This window comes from Streptomyces buecherae (genome assembly GCF_014295035.1).
In the GTDB taxonomy this organism is placed as follows: domain Bacteria; phylum Actinomycetota; class Actinomycetes; order Streptomycetales; family Streptomycetaceae; genus Streptomyces; species Streptomyces youssoufiensis.
This window is the reverse complement of the sequence record NZ_CP060404.1, coordinates 2,047,659-2,067,500: the sequence shown is the minus strand read 5'-3', so window position 1 is coordinate 2,067,500 and position 19,842 is coordinate 2,047,659. Positions and strand designations below refer to the sequence as shown.

General features: G+C 70.0%; 10 protein-coding genes, 1 tRNA gene and 2 rRNA genes (1 of these 13 cut by a window edge). 12 read left to right on the top strand and 1 reads right to left on the bottom strand.

Going from position 1 to position 19,842, the window contains the following annotated elements; translation table 11 throughout:
* The 4 genes from H7H31_RS07510 to H7H31_RS07495 all read left to right on the top strand — a co-directional run.
* A 23S ribosomal RNA gene (locus H7H31_RS07510) occupies positions 1-1,409 on the top strand (it extends 1,713 nt beyond the left edge of the window).
* Between the two features lie 73 nt (positions 1,410-1,482).
* Positions 1,483-1,599, top strand: a 5S ribosomal RNA gene (gene rrf, locus H7H31_RS07505).
* Positions 1,600-1,702: 103 nt separating this feature from the next.
* Positions 1,703-2,401, top strand: coding sequence for a DegT/DnrJ/EryC1/StrS family aminotransferase (locus H7H31_RS07500; RefSeq protein ID WP_187063346.1), 699 nt, complete (start codon positions 1,703-1,705; stop codon positions 2,399-2,401).
* Between the two features lie 92 nt (positions 2,402-2,493).
* Positions 2,494-2,566, top strand: a tRNA-Thr gene (locus tag H7H31_RS07495).
* A gap of 74 nt (positions 2,567-2,640) precedes the next feature.
* Here H7H31_RS07495 and H7H31_RS07490 read toward each other — a convergent pair.
* Positions 2,641-5,277 (bottom strand): SpoIIE family protein phosphatase, encoded by a 2,637-nt coding sequence (locus H7H31_RS07490; RefSeq protein ID WP_187063349.1) that lies wholly within the window; start codon positions 5,275-5,277, stop codon positions 2,641-2,643.
* Positions 5,278-5,528: 251 nt separating this feature from the next.
* On the opposite strand from H7H31_RS07490, the gene H7H31_RS07485 reads away from it, so the two are divergent.
* The 8 genes from H7H31_RS07485 (at position 5,529) to H7H31_RS07450 (ending at position 19,699) form a co-directional block, all read left to right on the top strand.
* Positions 5,529-11,078 carry a HAMP domain-containing protein gene (locus H7H31_RS07485; RefSeq protein WP_187063345.1) on the top strand — a complete coding sequence of 1,850 codons (5,550 nt, stop codon included), beginning with the start codon at positions 5,529-5,531 and terminating at the stop codon, positions 11,076-11,078.
* Between the two features lie 282 nt (positions 11,079-11,360).
* Positions 11,361-12,035, top strand: coding sequence for a response regulator (locus H7H31_RS07480; RefSeq protein ID WP_187063344.1), 675 nt, complete (start codon positions 11,361-11,363; stop codon positions 12,033-12,035).
* 372 nt (positions 12,036-12,407) lie between these two features.
* On the top strand, positions 12,408-15,239 hold the full coding sequence (locus H7H31_RS07475) for a DNA translocase FtsK (protein ID WP_187063343.1): 2,832 nt from the start codon (positions 12,408-12,410) through the stop codon (positions 15,237-15,239).
* A 186-nt stretch (positions 15,240-15,425) separates the two neighbouring features.
* A complete protein-coding gene (locus H7H31_RS07470; RefSeq protein WP_187063348.1) occupies positions 15,426-16,229 on the top strand; it encodes a helix-turn-helix domain-containing protein in 804 nt (267 codons plus the stop codon).
* 126 nt (positions 16,230-16,355) lie between these two features.
* Positions 16,356-17,855 (top strand): 30S ribosomal protein S12 methylthiotransferase RimO, encoded by a 1,500-nt coding sequence (rimO, locus tag H7H31_RS07465; RefSeq protein WP_176164451.1) that lies wholly within the window; start codon positions 16,356-16,358, stop codon positions 17,853-17,855.
* Complete coding sequence (gene pgsA, locus H7H31_RS07460; protein ID WP_187063342.1) at positions 17,852-18,520, top strand: CDP-diacylglycerol--glycerol-3-phosphate 3-phosphatidyltransferase; 669 nt, start codon at positions 17,852-17,854, stop codon at positions 18,518-18,520. The genes rimO and pgsA overlap by 4 nt, the downstream gene beginning before the upstream one ends.
* A gap of 194 nt (positions 18,521-18,714) precedes the next feature.
* Positions 18,715-19,206, top strand: coding sequence for a CinA family protein (locus tag H7H31_RS07455; protein ID WP_187063347.1), 492 nt, complete (start codon positions 18,715-18,717; stop codon positions 19,204-19,206).
* A 109-nt stretch (positions 19,207-19,315) separates the two neighbouring features.
* Positions 19,316-19,699: a helix-turn-helix domain-containing protein gene (locus tag H7H31_RS07450; protein ID WP_176164453.1), complete on the top strand. Its 384-nt coding sequence runs from the start codon at positions 19,316-19,318 to the stop codon at positions 19,697-19,699.
* The last annotated feature ends 143 nt before the right edge of the window (positions 19,700-19,842 follow it).

The window sequence follows — 19,842 nt, the reverse complement described above, 5'->3', positions numbered from 1 at the left end:
ATCCGGATGACATGAGGGTGAGACCTGATGCCGAGCCGATTGTGGTGAAGTGGATGATCCTATGCTGTCGAGAAAAGCCTCTAGCGAGTTTCATGGCGGCCCGTACCCTAAACCGACTCAGGTGGTCAGGTAGAGAATACCGAGGCGTTCGGGTGAACTATGGTTAAGGAACTCGGCAAAATGCCCCCGTAACTTCGGGAGAAGGGGGGTCATTTCTGGTGATGGGCTTTACGCCTTGAGCTGGGGGTGGCCGCAGAGACCAGCGAGAAGCGACTGTTTACTAAAAACACAGGTCCGTGCGAAGCCGTAAGGCGATGTATACGGACTGACGCCTGCCCGGTGCTGGAACGTTAAGGGGACCGGTTAGCTGACTTTCGGGTTGGCGAAGCTGAGAACTTAAGCGCCAGTAAACGGCGGTGGTAACTATAACCATCCTAAGGTAGCGAAATTCCTTGTCGGGTAAGTTCCGACCTGCACGAATGGCGTAACGACTTCTCGACTGTCTCAACCATAGGCCCGGTGAAATTGCATTACGAGTAAAGATGCTCGTTTCGCGCAGCAGGACGGAAAGACCCCGGGACCTTTACTATAGCTTGATATTGGTGTTCGGTTCGGCTTGTGTAGGATAGGTGGGAGACTGTGAAGCATGCACGCCAGTGTGTGTGGAGTCGTTGTTGAAATACCACTCTGGTCGTGCTGGATGTCTAACCTGGGTCCGTGATCCGGATCAGGGACAGTGTCTGGTGGGTAGTTTAACTGGGGCGGTTGCCTCCTAAAGGGTAACGGAGGCGCCCAAAGGTTCCCTCAGCCTGGTTGGCAATCAGGTGTTGAGTGTAAGTGCACAAGGGAGCTTGACTGTGAGACTGACGGGTCGAGCAGGGACGAAAGTCGGGACTAGTGATCCGGCGGTGGCTTGTGGAAGCGCCGTCGCTCAACGGATAAAAGGTACCCCGGGGATAACAGGCTGATCTTCCCCAAGAGTCCATATCGACGGGATGGTTTGGCACCTCGATGTCGGCTCGTCGCATCCTGGGGCTGGAGTCGGTCCCAAGGGTTGGGCTGTTCGCCCATTAAAGCGGTACGCGAGCTGGGTTTAGAACGTCGTGAGACAGTTCGGTCCCTATCCGCTGTGCGCGTAGGAGTCTTGAGAAGGGCTGTCCCTAGTACGAGAGGACCGGGACGGACGAACCTCTGGTGTGCCAGTTGTCCTGCCAAGGGCATGGCTGGTTGGCTACGTTCGGGAGGGATAACCGCTGAAAGCATCTAAGCGGGAAGCCTGCTTCGAGATGAGGGCTCCCACCCACTTGATGGGGTAAGGCTCCCAGTAGACGACTGGGTTGATAGGCCAGATATGGAAGCCTCGTAAGGGGTGGAGTTGACTGGTACTAATAGGCCGAGGGCTTGTCCTCAGTTGCTCGCGTTCACTGTGTTGGTTCTGAAATAACGACTGTGTCATTGTCCGGTTGGTTTATTTCATAGTGTTTCGGTGGTTATTGCGTTAGGGAAACGCCCGGTTACATTCCGAACCCGGAAGCTAAGCCTTTCAGCGCCGATGGTACTGCAGGGGGGACCCTGTGGGAGAGTAGGACGCCGCCGAACTCCTCTTGAGAAGAGCCTTGTTGGGACCCTGGTCCCGACAAGGCTCTTCTGCGTTGTGCTCCAGGTCACTCGGTGTTCATATTTGATGGGCACCATCCGGCCTATGGGGACTCCAGCGGATGAGCTGCGACATGAGTTGGCACGGGCGGGCGTGCGTGCCGGCGACGAGGTGATCGTGCCCTCGTACGACGTGTGCGAGACCGCCCACATAGTGCTGGCCCTGGGAGCGGAGCCAGTGTTCGCCGACATAGACCCGGCGTCCTTCTGCCTCGCTCCCGCGGCCGTGGAGGCCGTGGTGACCGAGCGGACCCGTGCCGTCGTGGCCGTTCACACCTTCGGCCACCCCGCGGACCTGGCCCGCCTGGCCGAACTGGGCCAGCGGCACCAGCTCGCGGTCATCGGGCACGGCCTGGTCGCCGAGCCGACGGCCGACATCGCGCGGCGACAGCAGCACGCCCGGTACCTGAGTGCCCGACTCAAGGGCGTGCTCACCCCGCAGCCGCGTTCCGCGGAGACGCACGGGTTCCAGCAGTACGTGGTGCGGGTGCCGGGCAACGGCAGGCCGGACCGGGACGCGTTCGCGCGCGCCCTGCGGGCCCGTGGCGTCGACTGCCAAGTTCCCGTACAGACCCCGGTGCACCGCAGTGCGGCGTTTCGGCGTGACGTGTGGCTGGTCGAGACCGAGCGGGCCGCTGACGAGTCCCTGGCGCTGCCGGTGGCGGCCGGAATGTCGCGGCGTGAGGTGCAGCGTGTCGTCGCCGCCTGCAACGCGCTCGGCGGGCTTCTGCAGCCCGCCTCATAAGGCCGGGTTCGGCCCCGTGGCGGCGGGCGTTGGGCCTACTCGGCATGGTCAGAAGCGCTCGTGAGTTCGGGTAAGATTCTTTTCGTCGCTGCGCCCCAATAGCTCAGTCGGCAGAGCGTCTCCATGGTAAGGAGAAGGTCTACGGTTCGATTCCGTATTGGGGCTCGCTAACAAGAGGCCCTCACCGTCTGGTGGGGGCCTCTTCGCGTACCGGCCGGCTTGGGCCGGTTGTCGCTCGATCAGGTGGTCTGCGGCTCGAGTTGGAGCTCGGGGACCCGCATGGCGAGGATGGCCATGTCGTCCGACGCCGGCTGCGCGGCGAAGCGTTCCACCGCGCGCAGCACGCGGGTGGCGACCGCGCCCGCCGTCAGGCCCGTACACGTGGTGAGGACGTCGACCAGGCCGTCGTCGCCGAGCATGCGGGTGCCCTCGCGGCGCTCCGTGACGCCGTCGGTGACGCACAGCAGCACATCGCCGGGGGCGAGGGACACCGTCTGCTCGTACAGTTCCAGGTCGTCCATGACGCCGAGCAGTGGCTGCGGTTCGGCCGCCGCCTCGACGTCGCCGGTCTGGCGCAGCCGTAGGGGCAGCGGGTGCCCGGCGCAGACGATCTTGAGGGTGGCGCTGCCGTCCTCCTGCGGCCACAGCTCTCCGTAGAGCAGGGTCAGGAAGCGGCTGCGGGCCCCCTCGTCGAGGATGGCGGCGTTCAGGCGCTCCAGTACGGCGGGGCCGCCGAAGCCCTCGCGGGCGAGCAGCCGCAGCGCGTGTCGGGCCAGACCGGTGACGGCCGCGGCCTCCGGGCCGGTCCCGCACACGTCGCCGATGGCGAAGCCGTAGGCGCCGTCGCGGATCGGGAAGAGGTCGTAGAAGTCGCCGCCGACCTCGTTGCCCTCGCCGGCCGCGCGGTAGATGACCTCGACCTCGACGCCCGGCACGTCGGGCAGCTCCGGCGGCAGCAGGCTGCGCTGGAGGGACTGGCTGATGGCCGTGCGCTCGGAGTACAGGCGGGCGTTGTCCAGGGCGAGCGCGGCTCGGCGCGAGAGGTCCTCGGCGAGTTCGAGGATCTCCTGCCGGAAGTGCTCGTCGGTGGGCTTGCCGAGGGTGAGCATGCCGATGACGCGGTTACGGGCCACGAGCGGCAGCACCACCGTCTCGCCGCCGACCGCGGATGCCGTGGCCAGGGCCGTGCCCGGGCCGGTGGCCGGTCGTACCGAATCGCCGAGGCCCAGGCTGCGCAGTGAGGTGCGCAGCGCGGCGGCGTGCGCGGCGTGCGCCGGCGCGGTCCATACCTGCGCGCCGGGCGTGGTCACCGGCTCCGGCGGGTCGACCTTGGCGAGCAGTGCCTTGAGGCCGTCGATGCGGTCCTCGTCCTCGTGCAGCACGTAGGAGAGCTCGGGTTCGGACGCCGGGTCGGCGATGGTGTACACGGCGCACCAGGTGGCCAGCGTCGGCACCGTCATCTGGGCCATCAGCGCGAGCGTCTGGTCCCGGTCCAGGGTGCCGGCGAGCAGGTCGGACGCCTCGACGAGGAAGGAGAGCGAGCCGCGGCGCAGCCGCTCCAGCTCGGTCAGCCGGGCGGACTCGACGGCCAGGGCGATGCGGTCGGCGGCGAACTGGAGCCGCAGCGCCTCCTCGTTGCTGTACCGGCCGGGGGCCTCGGCGGCGACGCCGAGTGAGCCGGTCAACCGCCCCTCGACCTTGAGCGGAACGGTGACGACCGAGCGCATGCCGGTGTTGCTGAGCAGTGGCACGGCGCCCGGCACGGCGCTGAGGTCCTCGTGGACGGCGGGCATCCGAGCCGACCCGTACCGCCCCGAGCCTGCCTCGACGGGCACGCGGGCGAAGCGCTGGCGGGAGGAGGGCAGGCCGGTGGAGGCACGGACCTCGAGTTCGGTCTCGTCGTCGGTGGCGAGCAGGAGGTAGGCGCTGTCGCCGTCGAGCATGTCGCGGGCCCGTTCCACGGTGCGCTGGAGCAGCCCGTCGAGGTCGTCCGGGGCCGGGGAGCCGATGAAGACCTCGAACGCGTCGGTGGCAGAGCCCCGCTCGGACGCGGTGTGCCGGTCGGAGGCGGGGGCGCGCGACGGGGACTGCAGGATGGCGCGCTCGTGGTCGCGGACGAGCAGACAGACGGTGGACGGGTCGCCGTCGGCGTCGCGGACCCGCAGATGGGAGGCGTAGACGGGGATGACGCGGCCGTCGGCGCCGCGGATGCCGTACGAGCCCTCCCAGCGGGAGAGCTGGAGGGCCTCGACGATGCCGGTGCTGGTGCCGGGGGTGTGGGGCCAGGCCGCGAAGTCCGTGAGCTGCTTTCCCGTGACCTGCTCGGGGCCGAAGCCGAAGAGGTTCTGAGCGTCCTCGTTCCAGGAGCTGATGCCGCCGAGGCTGTCGATCTGGATGACCGCGACGCGGACCCGGGCGTCGGTGACCGGCAGTGCGCCGACGGGCAGCGCGGGGCCGGCGGAGCGGGTGCCGGCGGGGCGGTCGGGCAGGTCGAGCTGGAACCAGACCTGCTTGTTGGTGGCGGTGTACTCCACGCCCCAGCGGGAGGCCAGGGCCGCGCACAGCAGGAGGCCGCGTCCGCCCTCCCGGTCCGGGCTGCCGAACTGGACGCCGGCGCTCTGGAGCGGGACCTCGCGCTCCGGATAGCGGTCGCCGACCTCGACGCGTACGCCGGTGTCGGTGCGCATGCAGGCCACGTCGGCGGCGGTCCCGGCGTGCACCACGGCGTTGGTGACGAGTTCGCTGGTGAGCACGACGGCGTCGTCGACGACGTCGGTGAACCCCCAGCCCTGGAGCGTGTCGCGGACGAAGGCGCGGGCGGAGGCGACCGAGCGGCCGACCGGGTCGAAGGTGGCGGCTGCCCGCGCGGTGATCACAGGTCTCCTCATACGTGTCTCGGCGATCTGCTCACCCATGTCGCAGCGCCCCTCCGATGCCCTAGCCGAATGCCAGGTTACTTACCTTCGCCGTGCGCGCGGATGCCGGTCGCCTGTGATTCCACCCCGAGCGCGTCCCCGACGGTGTGCGATGCTGCCGAACTGTTATGGCCTGGTTGGGCCATGGTGAAACACTGGGAAGGCTCAAAAGAGAGCCCGACGAGGATGGTCGACCCTGCGGGAGGCATACGGTGGAGTCTGGCGCAGCCGCGCGGGGCACGAGCACGCGCGCGAAAAGCGGACGTACCCGTACGAACGGGACGACCGAGGTAGATACGGCAGCCCTGAACCGGCTGCTGACGGCGCTGACTGCCATGCGGGACGGCAATTTCCGCAAGCGTCTGACGGTCTCGGGCGAGGGCGCCATGTCCGAGATCGCCGCGGTATTCAACGAGGTTGCCGACCGCAACCTGCAGCTCACCGGGGAGCTGGCGCGGGTGCGCCGGGTCGTCGGCCGGGAGGGCAAGCTCACCGAGCGCCTGGAGGCCGGGGCCTGCGAGGGCTCCTGGGCCGCGGCGATCGACGCGTCCAACGCCCTGGTCGACGATCTCGTACGCCCGGTGTCCGAGGTCGGACGGGTGCTGTCCGCGGTCGCCGAGGGCGACCTCCAGCAGCGGATGGACCTGCGTTCGCGCGGAGCGGACGGTTCCGCGCACCCGCTGCGCGGCGAGTTCCTCAAGGTCGGGCGCACGGTCAACGGGCTCGTGGACCAGCTCTCTGCGTTCACCGACGAGGTGACGCGGGTAGCGAGCGAGGTCGGTACGGAGGGCAAGCTGGGCGGTCAGGCCCGGGTGCGCGGGATGTCGGGTTCGTGGAAGGACCTGACCGACTCCGTCAACACCATGGCGTCCCGGCTGACGGCGCAGGTCCGCGACATCGCGCTGGTCACCACGGCGGTCGCCAAGGGCGACCTGTCGCGCAAGGTCACGGTGCACGTGGCCGGCGAGATGCTCGAACTGAAGAACACCGTCAACACGATGGTGGACCAGCTCTCGTCGTTCGCGTCCGAGGTGACGCGGGTGGCGCGCGAGGTGGGCACCGAGGGCGAGCTGGGCGGGCAGGCCAAGGTGCCGGGCGTGGCCGGGGTCTGGAAGGACCTGACCGACTCCGTCAACCTCATGGCCGGCAACCTGACCGCGCAGGTCCGCGGGATCGCCCAGGTGACGACGGCGGTCGCCAGCGGCGACCTGTCGCAGAAGGTCACGGTGAGCGCGCGCGGCGAGATCGCGCAGCTCGCGGGCACGATCAACACGATGACCGAGACGCTGCGCACCTTCGCCGACGAGGTGACCCGGGTGGCCAGCGAGGTGGGTGCCGAGGGTCTGCTGGGCGGGCAGGCGCAGGTGCCGGGCGCGGCGGGGACCTGGAAGGACCTGACCGACTCGGTGAACACCGCCTTCCGCAACGTCACCACGCAGGTACGGGACATCGCGCAGGTCACGACGGCGGTGGCCAACGGTGATCTGGGGCAGAAGGTGACGGTCGACGTCTCCGGCGAGATGCTGGAGCTGAAGAACACCGTCAACACGATGGTCGACCAGCTCTCCTCGTTCGGTGCCGAGGTGACGCGCGTCGCGCGCGAGGTGGGCGTCGAGGGCGAGCTGGGCGGCCAGGCACAGGTGCCGGGCGCGGCGGGGACCTGGAAGGACCTGACCGACTCGGTCAACACCGCCTTCCGCAACCTCACCGGCCAGGTGCGCAATATCGCGCAGGTGACGACGGCGGTGGCCAACGGTGACCTGTCGCAGAAGGTGACGGTCGACGTCTCCGGCGAGATGCTCCAGCTCAAGAACACCGTCAACACCATGGTGGACCAGCTCTCGCTCTTCGCCGACCAGGTCACGCGGATGGCGCGGGACGTCGGCACCGAGGGGCGGCTCGGCGGGCAGGCCCAGGTGGACGGGGTGAGCGGCACCTGGAAGGAGCTGACGGACTCCGTCAACTTCATGGCCGGGAACCTGACGTCCCAGGTGCGGCAGATCGCCCAGGTGACCACGGCGGTCGCGCGCGGTGACCTGTCGCAGAAGATCGACGTGGACGCCCGCGGGGAGATCTTGGAGCTGAAGAACACCATCAACACGATGGTCGACCAGCTCTCGGCCTTCGCCGAGCAGGTGACGCGGGTGGCCCGCGAGGTGGGCACGGACGGCAGGCTGGGCGGTCAGGCGCAGGTGCCCGGCGTGGCCGGGGTGTGGCGCGACCTGACCGACTCGGTGAACAGCATGGCGGGGAACCTGACCGCGCAGGTCCGTAGCATCGCGCAGGTGGCCACGGCCGTGGCGCGCGGCGATCTGTCGCAGAAGATCGACGTGGACGCCCGCGGCGAGATCCAGGAGCTGAAGAACACCCTCAACACGATGGTGGACCAGCTCTCCTCGTTCGCCGGCGAGGTCACCCGGGTGGCCCGCGAGGTCGGTACCGAGGGCCGGCTCGGTGGCCAGGCCGAGGTGCAGGGCGTCTCGGGCACCTGGAAGGACCTGACCCAGTCGGTCAACTTCATGGCCAACAACCTGACCTCGCAGGTCCGCAACATCGCCGAGGTCACCACCGCGGTCGCCGAGGGCGACCTGTCGAAGAAGATCACGGTGGACGCCAAGGGGGAGATCCTGGCGCTGGTCACCACGGTCAACACGATGGTGGACCAGCTCTCCTCCTTCGCCGACCAGGTCACCCGCGTCGCCCGCGAGGTGGGCACCGAGGGGCAGCTCGGCGGCCAGGCCCGGGTGCCGGGTGTGACCGGTATCTGGAAGGACCTGAGCGAGAACGTCAACCTGATGGCCAACAACCTGACCATCCAGGTGCGCAACATCTCGCAGGTCTCGGCCGCGGTGGCCAACGGCGACCTGACGAAGAAGGTGACGGTCGAGGCGCGCGGCGAGGTCGCGCAGCTCGCGGACACGGTGAACACGATGGTCACGACGCTGTCCTCGTTCGCGGACGAGGTGACGCGGGTAGCCCGCGAGGTGGGTACCGAGGGCCGCCTCGGCGAGCAGGCCCGGGTGCCCGGCGTCGCCGGGACCTGGAAGGACCTGACCGACTCGGTGAACGGGATGGCCGGGAACCTGACCGCACAGGTCCGCAACATCGCGATGGTGACCACCGCGATCGCCAAGGGTGACCTCACGAAGAAGATCGACATCGATGCGCGGGGCGAGATCCTGGAGCTGAAGACGACCGTCAACACGATGGTCGACCAGCTCTCCTCGTTCGCCGAGCAGGTGACCCGGGTGGCCCGCGAGGTGGGCACGGACGGGCAGCTCGGCGGCCAGGCCCGGGTGGACGGCGTCAGCGGCACCTGGCAGGACCTGACCGTGTCGGTGAACGAGATGGCCGGCAACCTCACCCGGCACGTGCGCGCCATCGCCGAGGTGGCCACCGCGGTGACCCGCGGCGACCTCAGCCTCAAGATCGAGGCGGACGCGGCGGGCGAGATCCTGGCGCTCCAGGAGAACATCAACACGATGATCGCCAACCTGCGTGAGACCACGCTGGCCAACAAGGAGCAGGACTGGCTCAAGGGCAACCTGGCCCGCATCTCCGGGCTCATGCAGGGCCGGCGCGACATGGAGGACGTGGCGCGGCTGATCATGAGCGAGCTGACGCCGGTGGTCACCGCGCAGCACGGCGCGTTCTTCCTGGCCACGCCCACCGGCGACGCCATGGACGCCACCCAGGAGGCCGGCGACGGTGCGGGGAGCGGGGCGTACGAGCTGCGCATGATCGGCGGTTACGGCTACTCGAAGCACGACATGCCCACCACCTTCGAGCCGGGTGACGGGCTGGTCGGGACGGCCGCCGAGGAGAAGCGGACCATCGTCATCGAGAACGTCCCGGCCGGCTACCTCAAGATCGGCTCCGGGCTCGGTGAGGCGCCGCCGGCGCAGGTCATCGTGTTGCCGGTGCTCTTCGAGGGGCAGGTGCTCGGCGTGATCGAGCTGGCCTCCTTCCAGCCATTCACGCAGATCCAGAAGGACTTCCTGAACCAGATCGCCGAGATGATCGGCACCAGCGTCAACACCATCAGCGTCAACACCAAGACCGAGGTGCTGCTCAAGCAGTCGCAGGAGCTGACCGAGCAGTTGCGCGAGCGCTCGGCCGAGCTGGAGAACCGGCAGAAGGCGCTCCAGGCGTCCAACGCCGAACTGGAGGAGAAGTCGGACCGGCTGGCCCGGCAGAACCGCGACATCGAGGTCAAGAACACCGAGATCGAAGAGGCCCGGCAGGTGCTGGAGGAGCGCGCGGAGCAGCTCGCGGTCTCGATGCGCTACAAGTCCGAGTTCCTGGCCAACATGTCGCACGAGCTGCGCACACCGCTCAACTCGCTGCTCATCCTGGCCAAGTTGCTGGCCGACAACGCGGACGGGAACCTCTCCCCGAAGCAGGTGGAGTTCGCCGAGACCATCCACGGGGCCGGCTCCGACCTGCTCCAGCTCATCAACGACATCCTCGACCTGTCGAAGGTCGAGGCCGGCAAGATGGACGTCAGCCCGACGCGGATCGCGGTGGTCCAGCTCGTGGACTACGTGGAGGCCACGTTCCGGCCGCTGACGGCGGAGAAGGGCCTGGACTTCTCGGTACGGGTCTCGCCGGAGCTGCCCGCCACGCTCAACACCGACGAGCAGCGCCTGCTCCAGGTGTTGCGCAACCTGCTGTCCAACGCCGTGAAGTTCACCGACACCGGCGCGGTGGAACTGGTCATCAGGTCGGCCGGCGCGGACGTGCCCGACGCGATCAGGGAACAACTCCTCGAACACGGCGCGCTGCGCGACCCCGACGCCGAGATGATCGCCTTCTCCGTGACCGACACCGGCATCGGCATCGCCGCCAGCAAGATGCGGGTCATCTTCGAGGCGTTCAAGCAGGCGGACGGCACGACCAGCCGCAAGTACGGCGGTACCGGCCTCGGCCTGTCCATCAGCCGCGAGATCGCCAGGCTGCTCGGCGGCGAGATCCACGCCGACAGCCAGCCGGGCCGTGGCTCCACGTTCACCCTCTACCTGCCGCTGCAGCCGAACGTGCTGCCGCCGCACGGCTACCCGGAGCTGGCCGTCAGCGACATCAGCACCCTGCCCACCGAGCCCGCCGCGCCGCTGGAGCTGGAGGGGCCGGCGAGCGAGTCGGGCCCGGCCGGCGGGGCGAACGAAGAGGCCGCGGAGCGGCCGGCGGGCGAGGACCCGGGCGGTCAGCGCCCGGCGGAGGGGCCGGCCGGTGACGCGTCACGGGGCACGGGCAGCCCGTTGCCGGCGCTGGGCACGGGGCGGCGAGCGCCGCGGTCGCTGCGCGGCAACGCGAGCCGGCAGCCGGCGGAGCCGTGGATGCTCTCCGGCCAGGACCTGGTCGCCGACCCCAGTGGCAACACCGGGTTCGATGGCGAGAAGGTCCTCATCGTGGACGACGACATCCGCAACGTCTTCGCGCTGACCAGCGTGCTTGAGCAGCACGGGCTCCAGGTGCTGTACGCGGAGAACGGGCGCGAGGGCATCGAGGTCCTGGAGCAGCACGACGACGTGGTGCTGGTCCTGATGGACATCATGATGCCGGAGATGGACGGGTACGCGACGACGGCGGCGATCCGCAGGATGCCGCAGTTCGCCGGGTTGCCCATCGTCGCGCTGACCGCGAAGGCGATGAAGGGGGACCGGGAGAAGAGCATCGAGGCCGGCGCGTCCGACTACGTCACCAAGCCGGTGGATACCGATCACTTGCTGACGGTGATGAGGCACTGGATGCGCGCGGAGTGACGGAGCGTACGTAACGGGGCGGCGTTTCGCGGTTTCGTTGACTGACTGTGGCCAAACACGTGTGGAAACGCGGCATTCGGGGAACCTTCTCGGTCCCCGCCGCGTTTCCGCTATGTGCACAGTGACATCGCGGTGACAGGGTGTGGCGAGCAGCGGGGTGCGGCTACCATGACCGGCACAAGGGCGGGCGGCGTAAGGGAGTCGCCCCCTGGGGCGGCGCCCGGTGCATCCCCCGGCACTTCGAGCTGGGGGGACCCCATGCCGGGGCGAGGAGGGCGAGGCATGGTGCAGAAGGCCAAGATCCTCCTGGTCGATGACCGGCCGGAGAATCTGCTGGCGTTGGAGGCCATTCTCTCCGCGCTGGACCAGACGCTGGTGCGGGCATCGTCCGGGGAGGAAGCGCTCAAGGCGCTGTTGACGGACGACTTCGCGGTCATCCTGTTGGACGTTCAGATGCCCGGCATGGACGGCTTCGAGACGGCCGCGCACATCAAGCGCCGGGAGCGGACCCGGGACATCCCGATCATCTTCCTCACGGCGATCAACCACGGCCCGCACCACACCTTCCGTGGGTACGCGGCGGGCGCGGTGGACTACATCTCCAAGCCCTTCGACCCGTGGGTGCTGCGCGCCAAGGTCTCGGTCTTCGTCGACCTGTACATGAAGAACTGTCAGCTGCGGGAGCAGGCGGCGCTGCTGCGGCTCCAGTTGGACGGCGGTCAGCCGGCCGCCGACGCCAAGGAGCCGGTGGGACTGCTCGCCGAGCTCTCGGCGCGGCTGGCGGCCGTGGAGGAGCAGGCCGAGGCACTGTCCAAGCAGCTCGACGAGAGCGCGGACGCGGCCGCCGTGGCGACGGCCGCGCACCTGGAGCGCAAGCTCACCGGGTTGCGGCGGGCGCTGGACGCGCTGGAGCCGGGCGCGGGCAGCGGCGCCGGCGCGGTGTCGTCGCAGAGCTGACCTCGGCGCGCGGGACGGGGTGACCCGACCGGGCGCGGGGGAGGCCGCGCGGGCCGGGCCGGGTGACCCGTCGCCGCGCGACCCACGGGCGCCGGCGGCTGGCCCTTGCCGTGACCGACGCGTACCCCACTGACACGCGCCCGACCGACACGCCTGTGACCAACCGCCCGCGACGCGCCCCGGCCGCACCGCCCCGGCGCTGGCCCTCCCTCAGCTTCGGCGCGCCACGCCGGGCCTGACACCCCCTCGCCCGCCGCCACGGCCCGCCCGGACCCGCCTCCCGCGGCCCGGACGCCCCAGTGGCCCTCGCCCGCCGCACGGTAAACCGTGGGCGTGCGTGCCCCATACGGCCGACGCGGGTAACCTCGGCGCATGGCTTCTCGTACGTCCGGCAAGGGTTCCCCGAGCGCGGCGGGCACCTCGAAGCAGTCCGCCGGACGTGCCGCGGGCGCGGCGAAGAAGGCCGCCGCGAAACCACCCGCGAAGAAGGCCGCGGCCAAGAAGGCGCCGCCCAGGAAGTCCGCGCCCGCGAAGAAGGCCCCGGCGAAGAAGGCGGCCCCCAAGGCGGCGCCGTCCCCCACCGGCGGCCTCCTGCGGATGATCCGCGCGATCTGGCGGGGCCTGGCGCGCGCGGTGGGGGCGGTCTTCCGTGGCATAGGGCGCGGCGCGCGCGGGCTCGACCCGGCGCACCGCAAGGACGGCCTGGCGCTGCTGCTGTTCGGGGTGGCGCTCGTGGTCGCCGCCGGCACCTGGTCGAACCTGGACGGGCCGGTCGGCGACCTGGTCGAGATGCTGGTGACGGTGACGTTCGGGCGGCTCGACCTGGTGGTGCCGATCCTGTTCGCGATCATGGCCATGCGGCTGTTTCGGCACCCGGAGAAACCCGAGGCCAACGGGCGCATCGTGGTCGGCCTGTCCGCGCTGGTCCTCGGCGTCCTCGGGCAGGTGCACATCGCGTGCGGCGCCCCGGGCCGGGACGAGGGCACCGAGGCCATGCAGGACGCGGGCGGCCTGATCGGCTGGGCCGCGTCCAAGCCGTTGATCTTCACGGTGCGCGAGGCGCTCGCCGTGGCGCTGCTGGTCCTAGTCACGATCTTCGGCCTGCTCGTGGTGACCGCGACACCGGTGAACAGGATCCCGCAGCGGATGCGCCAGCTCATGGTCAGGCTCGGGCTCATCGACGACGCGGCCTTTGCCGCGCACGAGGTGCTCGACCCCGAGGCGTACGACGACGAGGAGTACGCGGACCAGTGGCGGCAGGCGCCCGCCCGGCGCCCCCGGCGGGGCGCGCGCGGGGGCGACGAGGGCGCGGCGGACGCGGAGCGCGCGGAGGAGGAGGCGCTCAGCAAGCGGCGCAAGCCCCGCCGGGCCGCCGCCGTCGCGGACACCGACGACGTGGAGCCGCCGCAGAGCAGGCCGATGGACGCGGTGGACGTGGCGGCGGCCGCCGCCGCCTCGCTGGACGGGGCGGTGCTGCACGGCGTGCAGCCCTCGCCGCTGGTCGCCGGGCTCAGCAGCGGCATCAGCACCGACTCCGGCGCGGGGCTGCCCGGCGCGCGTGGCACGCGGGGTGGCCAGGGCGCGGACCGCGACGGTGCGGGCGGGCAGCAGGGCAACGCCGTGGAGCAGGTGCCCGACCTCACCCGCGCCACGCCCGAGCCGCCGGACCTGCCCGAGCGCCCCGGCGGCCTCCAGCCGCGCGCCGAGCAGTTGCAGCTCGCCGGCGACATCACGTACGCGCTGCCCTCGCTCGACCTGCTGGAGCGCGGCGGCCCGGGCAAGACCCGCAGCGCGGCCAACGACGCCGTGGTGGCCTCGCTGACGACGGTGTTCACCGAGTTCAAGGTGGACGCCTCCGTCACCGGCTTCACCCGCGGCCCGACGGTCACCCGGTACGAGGTGGAGCTCGGCCCGGCCGTCAAGGTCGAGCGGATCACGGCGCTGACCAAGAACATCGCGTACGCCGTCGCCAGCCCCGACGTGCGCATCATCAGCCCGATCCCGGGCAAGTCCGCGGTCGGCATCGAGATCCCCAACACCGACCGCGAGATGGTCAACGTCGGCGACGTGCTGCGGCTGGCCGACGCGGCCGGCGACGAGCACCCGATGCTGGTGGCGCTCGGCAAGGATGTCGAGGGCGGCTACGTGATGGCCAACCTGGCGAAGATGCCGCACGTGCTGGTGGCGGGCGCGACCGGTTCGGGTAAGTCCTCGTGCATCAACTGCCTGATCACCTCGATCATGATGCGGGCCACGCCCGAGGACGTGCGCATGGTGCTCGTGGACCCCAAGCGCGTCGAGCTGACCGCGTACGAGGGCATCCCGCACCTGATCACGCCGATCATCACCAACCCGAAGCGGGCCGCCGAGGCGCTGCAGTGGGTGGTGCGCGAGATGGACCTGCGCTACGACGACCTGGCCGCGTACGGCTTCCGGCACATCGACGACTTCAACGCCGCGGTGCGCTCGGGCAAGGTCAGCCCGCCGGAAGGCAGCGAGCGCGAGCTGACGCCGTATCCGTACCTGCTGGTCATCGTGGACGAGCTGGCGGACCTGATGATGGTGGCGCCGCGCGACGTGGAGGACGCGATCGTGCGCATCACCCAACTCGCGCGGGCGGCGGGCATCCACCTGGTGCTGGCGACGCAGCGGCCGTCGGTCGACGTCGTCACCGGCCTGATCAAGGCGAACGTGCCCTCCCGGCTCGCGTTCGCGACCTCCTCGCTGGCCGACAGCCGGGTCATCCTCGACCAGCCGGGCGCGGAGAAGCTCATCGGCAAGGGGGACGGGCTGTTCCTGCCGATGGGCGCGAGCAAGCCGGTCCGGATGCAGGGCGCCTTCGTCACCGAGGAGGAGGTGGGCGCCGTGGTCCGGCACTGCAAGGACCAGATGGCGCCGGTCTTCCGCGATGACGTGACGGTGGGTACGGCGAAGAAGAAGGAGATCGACGAGGACATCGGCGACGACCTCGACCTGCTGTGCCAGGCCGCCGAGCTGGTGGTGTCCACGCAGTTCGGTTCCACCTCGATGTTGCAGCGCAAGCTGCGGGTGGGCTTCGCGAAGGCGGGTCGGCTGATGGACCTGATGGAGTCGCGGAACATCGTGGGGCCCAGCGAGGGCTCCAAGGCGCGTGATGTTCTCGTCAAACCGGACGAACTGGATGGGGTGCTGGCCGTTATCCGTGGCGAGGAACACTCGTCATAAGGTTGCGGGCAACCGTTTCCTCTGCTGATACGTCAAGTTGAGGGAGGCGCCCGATACTGCCCACAGTCGGGACCCGTGCGGCCATTCCGATGGCGTACAAAGTCCGGCCTCCCGCTTGCCCGACCCTTTCGTACCACCCCTAGACTGAACCTCCAGCAGGTGGCTACACGCTCGAAAGGCACCCTCGTGTCCATCGGCAACTCCCCCGCAGACGACCGCCCTTCCATCGGCCGCGTCCTCCAGCAGGCGCGCATCGGCGCCCGGCTGACCGTTGACGAGGTCAGTACCGCCACCCGGGTGCGCATCCCCATCGTGCACGGCATCGAGCAGGACGACTTCTCCCGCTGTGGCGGCGACGTCTACGCCCGGGGGCACATCCGTTCCCTCGCGCGCGCCGTCGGGGTCGATCCGGCTCCGCTCATCGCCCAGTACGACGAGGAACACGGCGGCCGTCCCGAGCCCACCGCCGCCGCGCCGCTCTTCGAGGCCGAACGCATCCGCTCCGAACCGCGCCGCCCGAACTGGACCGCGGCCATGGTCGCGGCCATCGTGGCCGTCGTCGGGTTCGTCGGCTTCACGCTGTTCAGCGGCGGCGACGACGGGACGGGCAGCACCGCGGCCGACGCCACCGACGCCGGCAAGCCCACCCCGTCGGCGGAGAAGTCCACGACCAAGCCGGCCGACCCCAAGCCCGACCCGTCCGACAGCGCCGTCGCCGGCGTGCCCGCCAACAAGGTGACGGTCAAGCTCACCGCCGCCGACCGGCAGGCGTGGATCTCCGCGAAGGACCACAACGGGCGGCTGCTGCACGTCGGCGTGCTCCAGCAGGGCGCGTCGAAGACGTTCACCGACTCCAAGCGGATCGATCTGGTGCTCGGCGACGCCGGCGCGGTCAAGCTCTTCGTCAACGGCAAGGAAGTCAAGGACGTCGGCGAAGACGGCCAGGTCCAGCGCCTGAGCTACACCAAGGGAGACCTCGAGGCGGGCTGATCGGGACGGGTTCGTTTCGGGCATACCCGGAATCGGGGCGGGTGGGCGCCGCCCCGAGCGCACCGGGCGGGTGCCTCGTGTGCCCTTGGCGCGGGGACAGGTGCAGGAACGAAGTAGTCTGAGCGTATGCCCGAACGCCGTACCGTCGCTCTCGTCACTCTTGGCTGCGCCCGTAACGAGGTGGACTCGGAGGAGCTCGCAGGCCGCTTGGCGGCGGATGGCTGGGAGCTCGTCGAGGAAGCCGGCGAAGCCGATGTCGCCGTCGTCAACACCTGTGGCTTCGTCGAGGCCGCCAAAAAGGACTCGGTTGACGCCCTCTTGGAAGCGAACGACCTGAAGGACCACGGCCGCACCCAGGCCGTCGTCGCGGTCGGCTGCATGGCCGAGAGATACGGCAAAGAGCTGGCCGAGGCGCTGCCAGAGGCCGACGGCGTGCTCGGTTTCGACGACTACGCCGACATCTCCGACCGGTTGCGCACCATCCTCTCCGGCGGTGTGCACGCCTCGCACACCCCGCGCGACCGGCGCAAGCTGCTGCCGATCAGCCCCGCCGAGCGGCAGGGCGCCGGCGTGGCGCTGCCCGGGCACGGCGCCACGGCCACCGAGGCCGACCAGGGACCGCAGGCCGACCTGGCGGACCTCCCGGCCGGCGTGGCTCCCGCATCGGGGCCGCGCGCCCCGCTCCGGCGCCGCCTGGGCACCAGCCCGGTGGCCTCCGTCAAGCTCGCCTCCGGCTGCGACCGACGCTGCTCCTTCTGCGCCATCCCCTCCTTCCGCGGCTCGTTCATCTCCCGCCGCCCCGCCGACGTGCTCACCGAGACCCGCTGGCTCGGCGAGCAGGGCGTCAAGGAGATCATGCTGGTCTCCGAGAACAACACGTCCTACGGCAAGGACCTCGGCGACATCCGGCTCCTGGAGACGCTGCTGCCCGAGCTGGCTGCGGTGGACGGCATCGAGCGGGTGCGGGTCAGCTACCTGCAACCCGCCGAGCTGCGACCCGGCCTGGTCGACGTCCTCACCTCGACGGACAAGGTCGCGCCGTACTTCGACCTCTCCTTCCAGCACTCCGCGCCCGGCGTGCTGCGCGCCATGCGCCGGTTCGGCGACACCGACCGGTTCCTGGAACTGCTCGACCAGATCCGGGGCAAGGACCCGCAGGCCGGCGCGCGCTCCAACTTCATCGTGGGCTTCCCCGGCGAGAGCGAGGCCGACTTCGCCGAGCTGGAGCGCTTCATCACCGAAGCCCGGTTGGATGCCATCGGCGTCTTCGGGTACTCGGACGAGGACGGCACCGAGGCGGCCACCTACGACAACAAGCTCGACCCGGAACTGGTCGCCGAGCGCCTGGAGCACCTCTCCCGACTGGCCGAGGAGCTGACGGCGCAGCGGGCCGAGGAGCGCCTGGGCGAGACCGTGCGGGTGCTCGTGGACCGGGTGGACGACAGCGAGGGCACCGTCGGCCGGGGCGCGCACCAGGCTCCCGAGACCGACGGGCAGACGACGCTGCTCACCGACCGAGAGCTGGCGCCCGGCCAACTGGTGGAGGCGAAGGTGATCGCGTCGGAGGGCGTGGACCTGGTCGCCGAGCCGTTGGCCGACGCGTGTCCCGAGGGGGCGGCCAGATGACCGGAGTCCCGGCCTCCGCGACGGGAGGCGCCCGTGCGGCGACGGTGACCGCCCGCACCGTCGGGCTGTGGAACATCGCCAACATCCTGACCATGGTGCGGCTCGTGCTGGTGCCGGGTTTCGTGCTGCTGATGCTGCACGGCGACGGTTACGACCCGGCCTGGCGCTCCTTCGCGTGGGCGGCGTTCTCGGTGGCGATGATCACCGACCTGTTCGACGGCCAGCTCGCGCGGCGCTACAACCTCGTCACCGACTTCGGGAAGATCGCCGACCCGATAGCGGACAAGGCGATCATGGGCGCGGCGCTGGTCTGCCTGTCCGTGCTGTCCGACCTGCCGTGGTGGGTCACCGGCGTGATCCTCTTCCGCGAGATCGGCATCACCCTGATGCGCTTCTGGGTGATCAAGCACGGCGTCATTCCGGCCAGTCGCGGCGGCAAGATGAAGACGCTGGCGCAGGGCACGGCCGTGGGCATGTACATCCTCGCGCTGACCGGTCCGCTGGCCACCCTGCGCTTCTGGGTGATGGCGGTGGCCGTGCTGCTCACCGTGGTGACCGGCCTGGACTACGTACGCCAGGCCGTCGTGCTGCGCCGCGCCGGCCTCGCCGCCGAGCGCGAACGCGCGCGCACGCGAGCGGGGACGGATCGGGAATCGGTGCGCTGACGTGCGCGGAGTGGGGAACCCGATGAGGGAGTGGCGTGCGGCGGGCGGTGGGGACCCCACCGCCCGCCGCCGTTCGAAGCCGATGGGAGTGGAGAGGTAACACGGTGACTGAGGGGCATTCAGTGACGGAGGAGAGCGCGCTGGCGGACGAGGCGGTCGCCGCACGCGCGCGGCGGGCGCCGCTCGCCACCGACGTGCTGTCGGCGCTCGGCGCCCGCGGCGAGAGCGTGGCGGTGGCCGAATCGCTGACCGGCGGACTGCTCGCCGCGGCGCTCACGGACGCGCCCGGCGCCTCGCGCTGCTTCCGCGGCTCGGTCACGGCGTACGCCACCGAGGTCAAGGCCGGCGTGCTGGGCGTGGACGAGTCGCTGCTCGCCGCGCGCGGGGCGGTGGACGCCGAGGTCGCGGCCCAGATGGCACGGGGCGTACGACGCGTCGTCGGGGCCGACTGGGCGCTCGCCACCACCGGGGTCGCCGGGCCCGAGCCGCAGGACGGCCAGCCGGTGGGCACCGTCCACATCGCGGTCGCCGGCCCGCGCGACGCGTCGGCCGCCGCGGAGCTGCAACTGGCTGGAAACCGCGCCGAGATTCGGGCACGTAGCGTCACATCCGCCCTCGAACTGTTGCTGAGCGAATTGATCGAGAATGCAAGGGCACAGGATACGGAACAGGGTGGGCGCTTTTGATGTTTGCAGCCCTGAGTGAACACGACATCGCCCCCCGCACGGGTGGAGCCCGAGGCGGTACGGTGGGGCGAGAAGGAACCGGATACGCGGTCCGAGGAGGGAGCCAGCGATGATTCTGCTCCGTCGCCTGCTGGGTGACGTGCTGCGCCGACAGCGTCAGCGCCAGGGCCGGACGCTGCGCGAGGTCTCCTCGTCCGCCCGGGTGTCCCTGGGGTACCTCTCAGAAGTCGAGCGAGGACAGAAGGAAGCGTCCTCCGAACTGCTCTCCGCCATCTGCGACGCCCTGGACGTACGCATGTCCCAGGTGATGCGCGAAGTGAGCGACGAGCTGGCGCTCGCCGAACTGGCGCGTTCCGCCGCGGCGAGCGAGCCCGTGCCGGCGCCGATGCGGCCACGCCTGAACTCCGTGTCCGTGACCTCGGTGACATCCGTCCCGGAGGAGCGCGTCACCATCAAGGCGCCCACCGAGGCGGTCAACGTGGTCGCCGCCTAGAAAGCCACGCATCGGCCGCACGATCAGCCGAGCACCTGCTGTCCCGTACGCCCCGTCCGCATCCCGGACGGGGCGTACGGCGTTTGGGGGCTGGCTGGCTGGCTGGCTGGTCTGGCGTGGGCTGGGGCGGGCGGGCTGACCTA

Bases quoted from the DNA above. Each gene is read 5' to 3' on its own strand.
- H7H31_RS07500 (WP_187063346.1), top strand. From the start codon at position 1,703: ATGGGGACTCCAGCGGATGAGCTGCGACATGAGTTGGCACGGGCGGGC.
- H7H31_RS07480 (WP_187063344.1), top strand. From the start codon at position 11,361: ATGGTGCAGAAGGCCAAGATCCTCCTGGTCGATGACCGGCCGGAGAAT.
- H7H31_RS07475 (WP_187063343.1), top strand. From the start codon at position 12,408: ATGGCTTCTCGTACGTCCGGCAAGGGTTCCCCGAGCGCGGCGGGCACC.
- rimO (WP_176164451.1), top strand. From the start codon at position 16,356: ATGCCCGAACGCCGTACCGTCGCTCTCGTCACTCTTGGCTGCGCCCGT.
- pgsA (WP_187063342.1), top strand. From the start codon at position 17,852: ATGACCGGAGTCCCGGCCTCCGCGACGGGAGGCGCCCGTGCGGCGACG.
- H7H31_RS07450 (WP_176164453.1), top strand. From the start codon at position 19,316: ATGATTCTGCTCCGTCGCCTGCTGGGTGACGTGCTGCGCCGACAGCGT.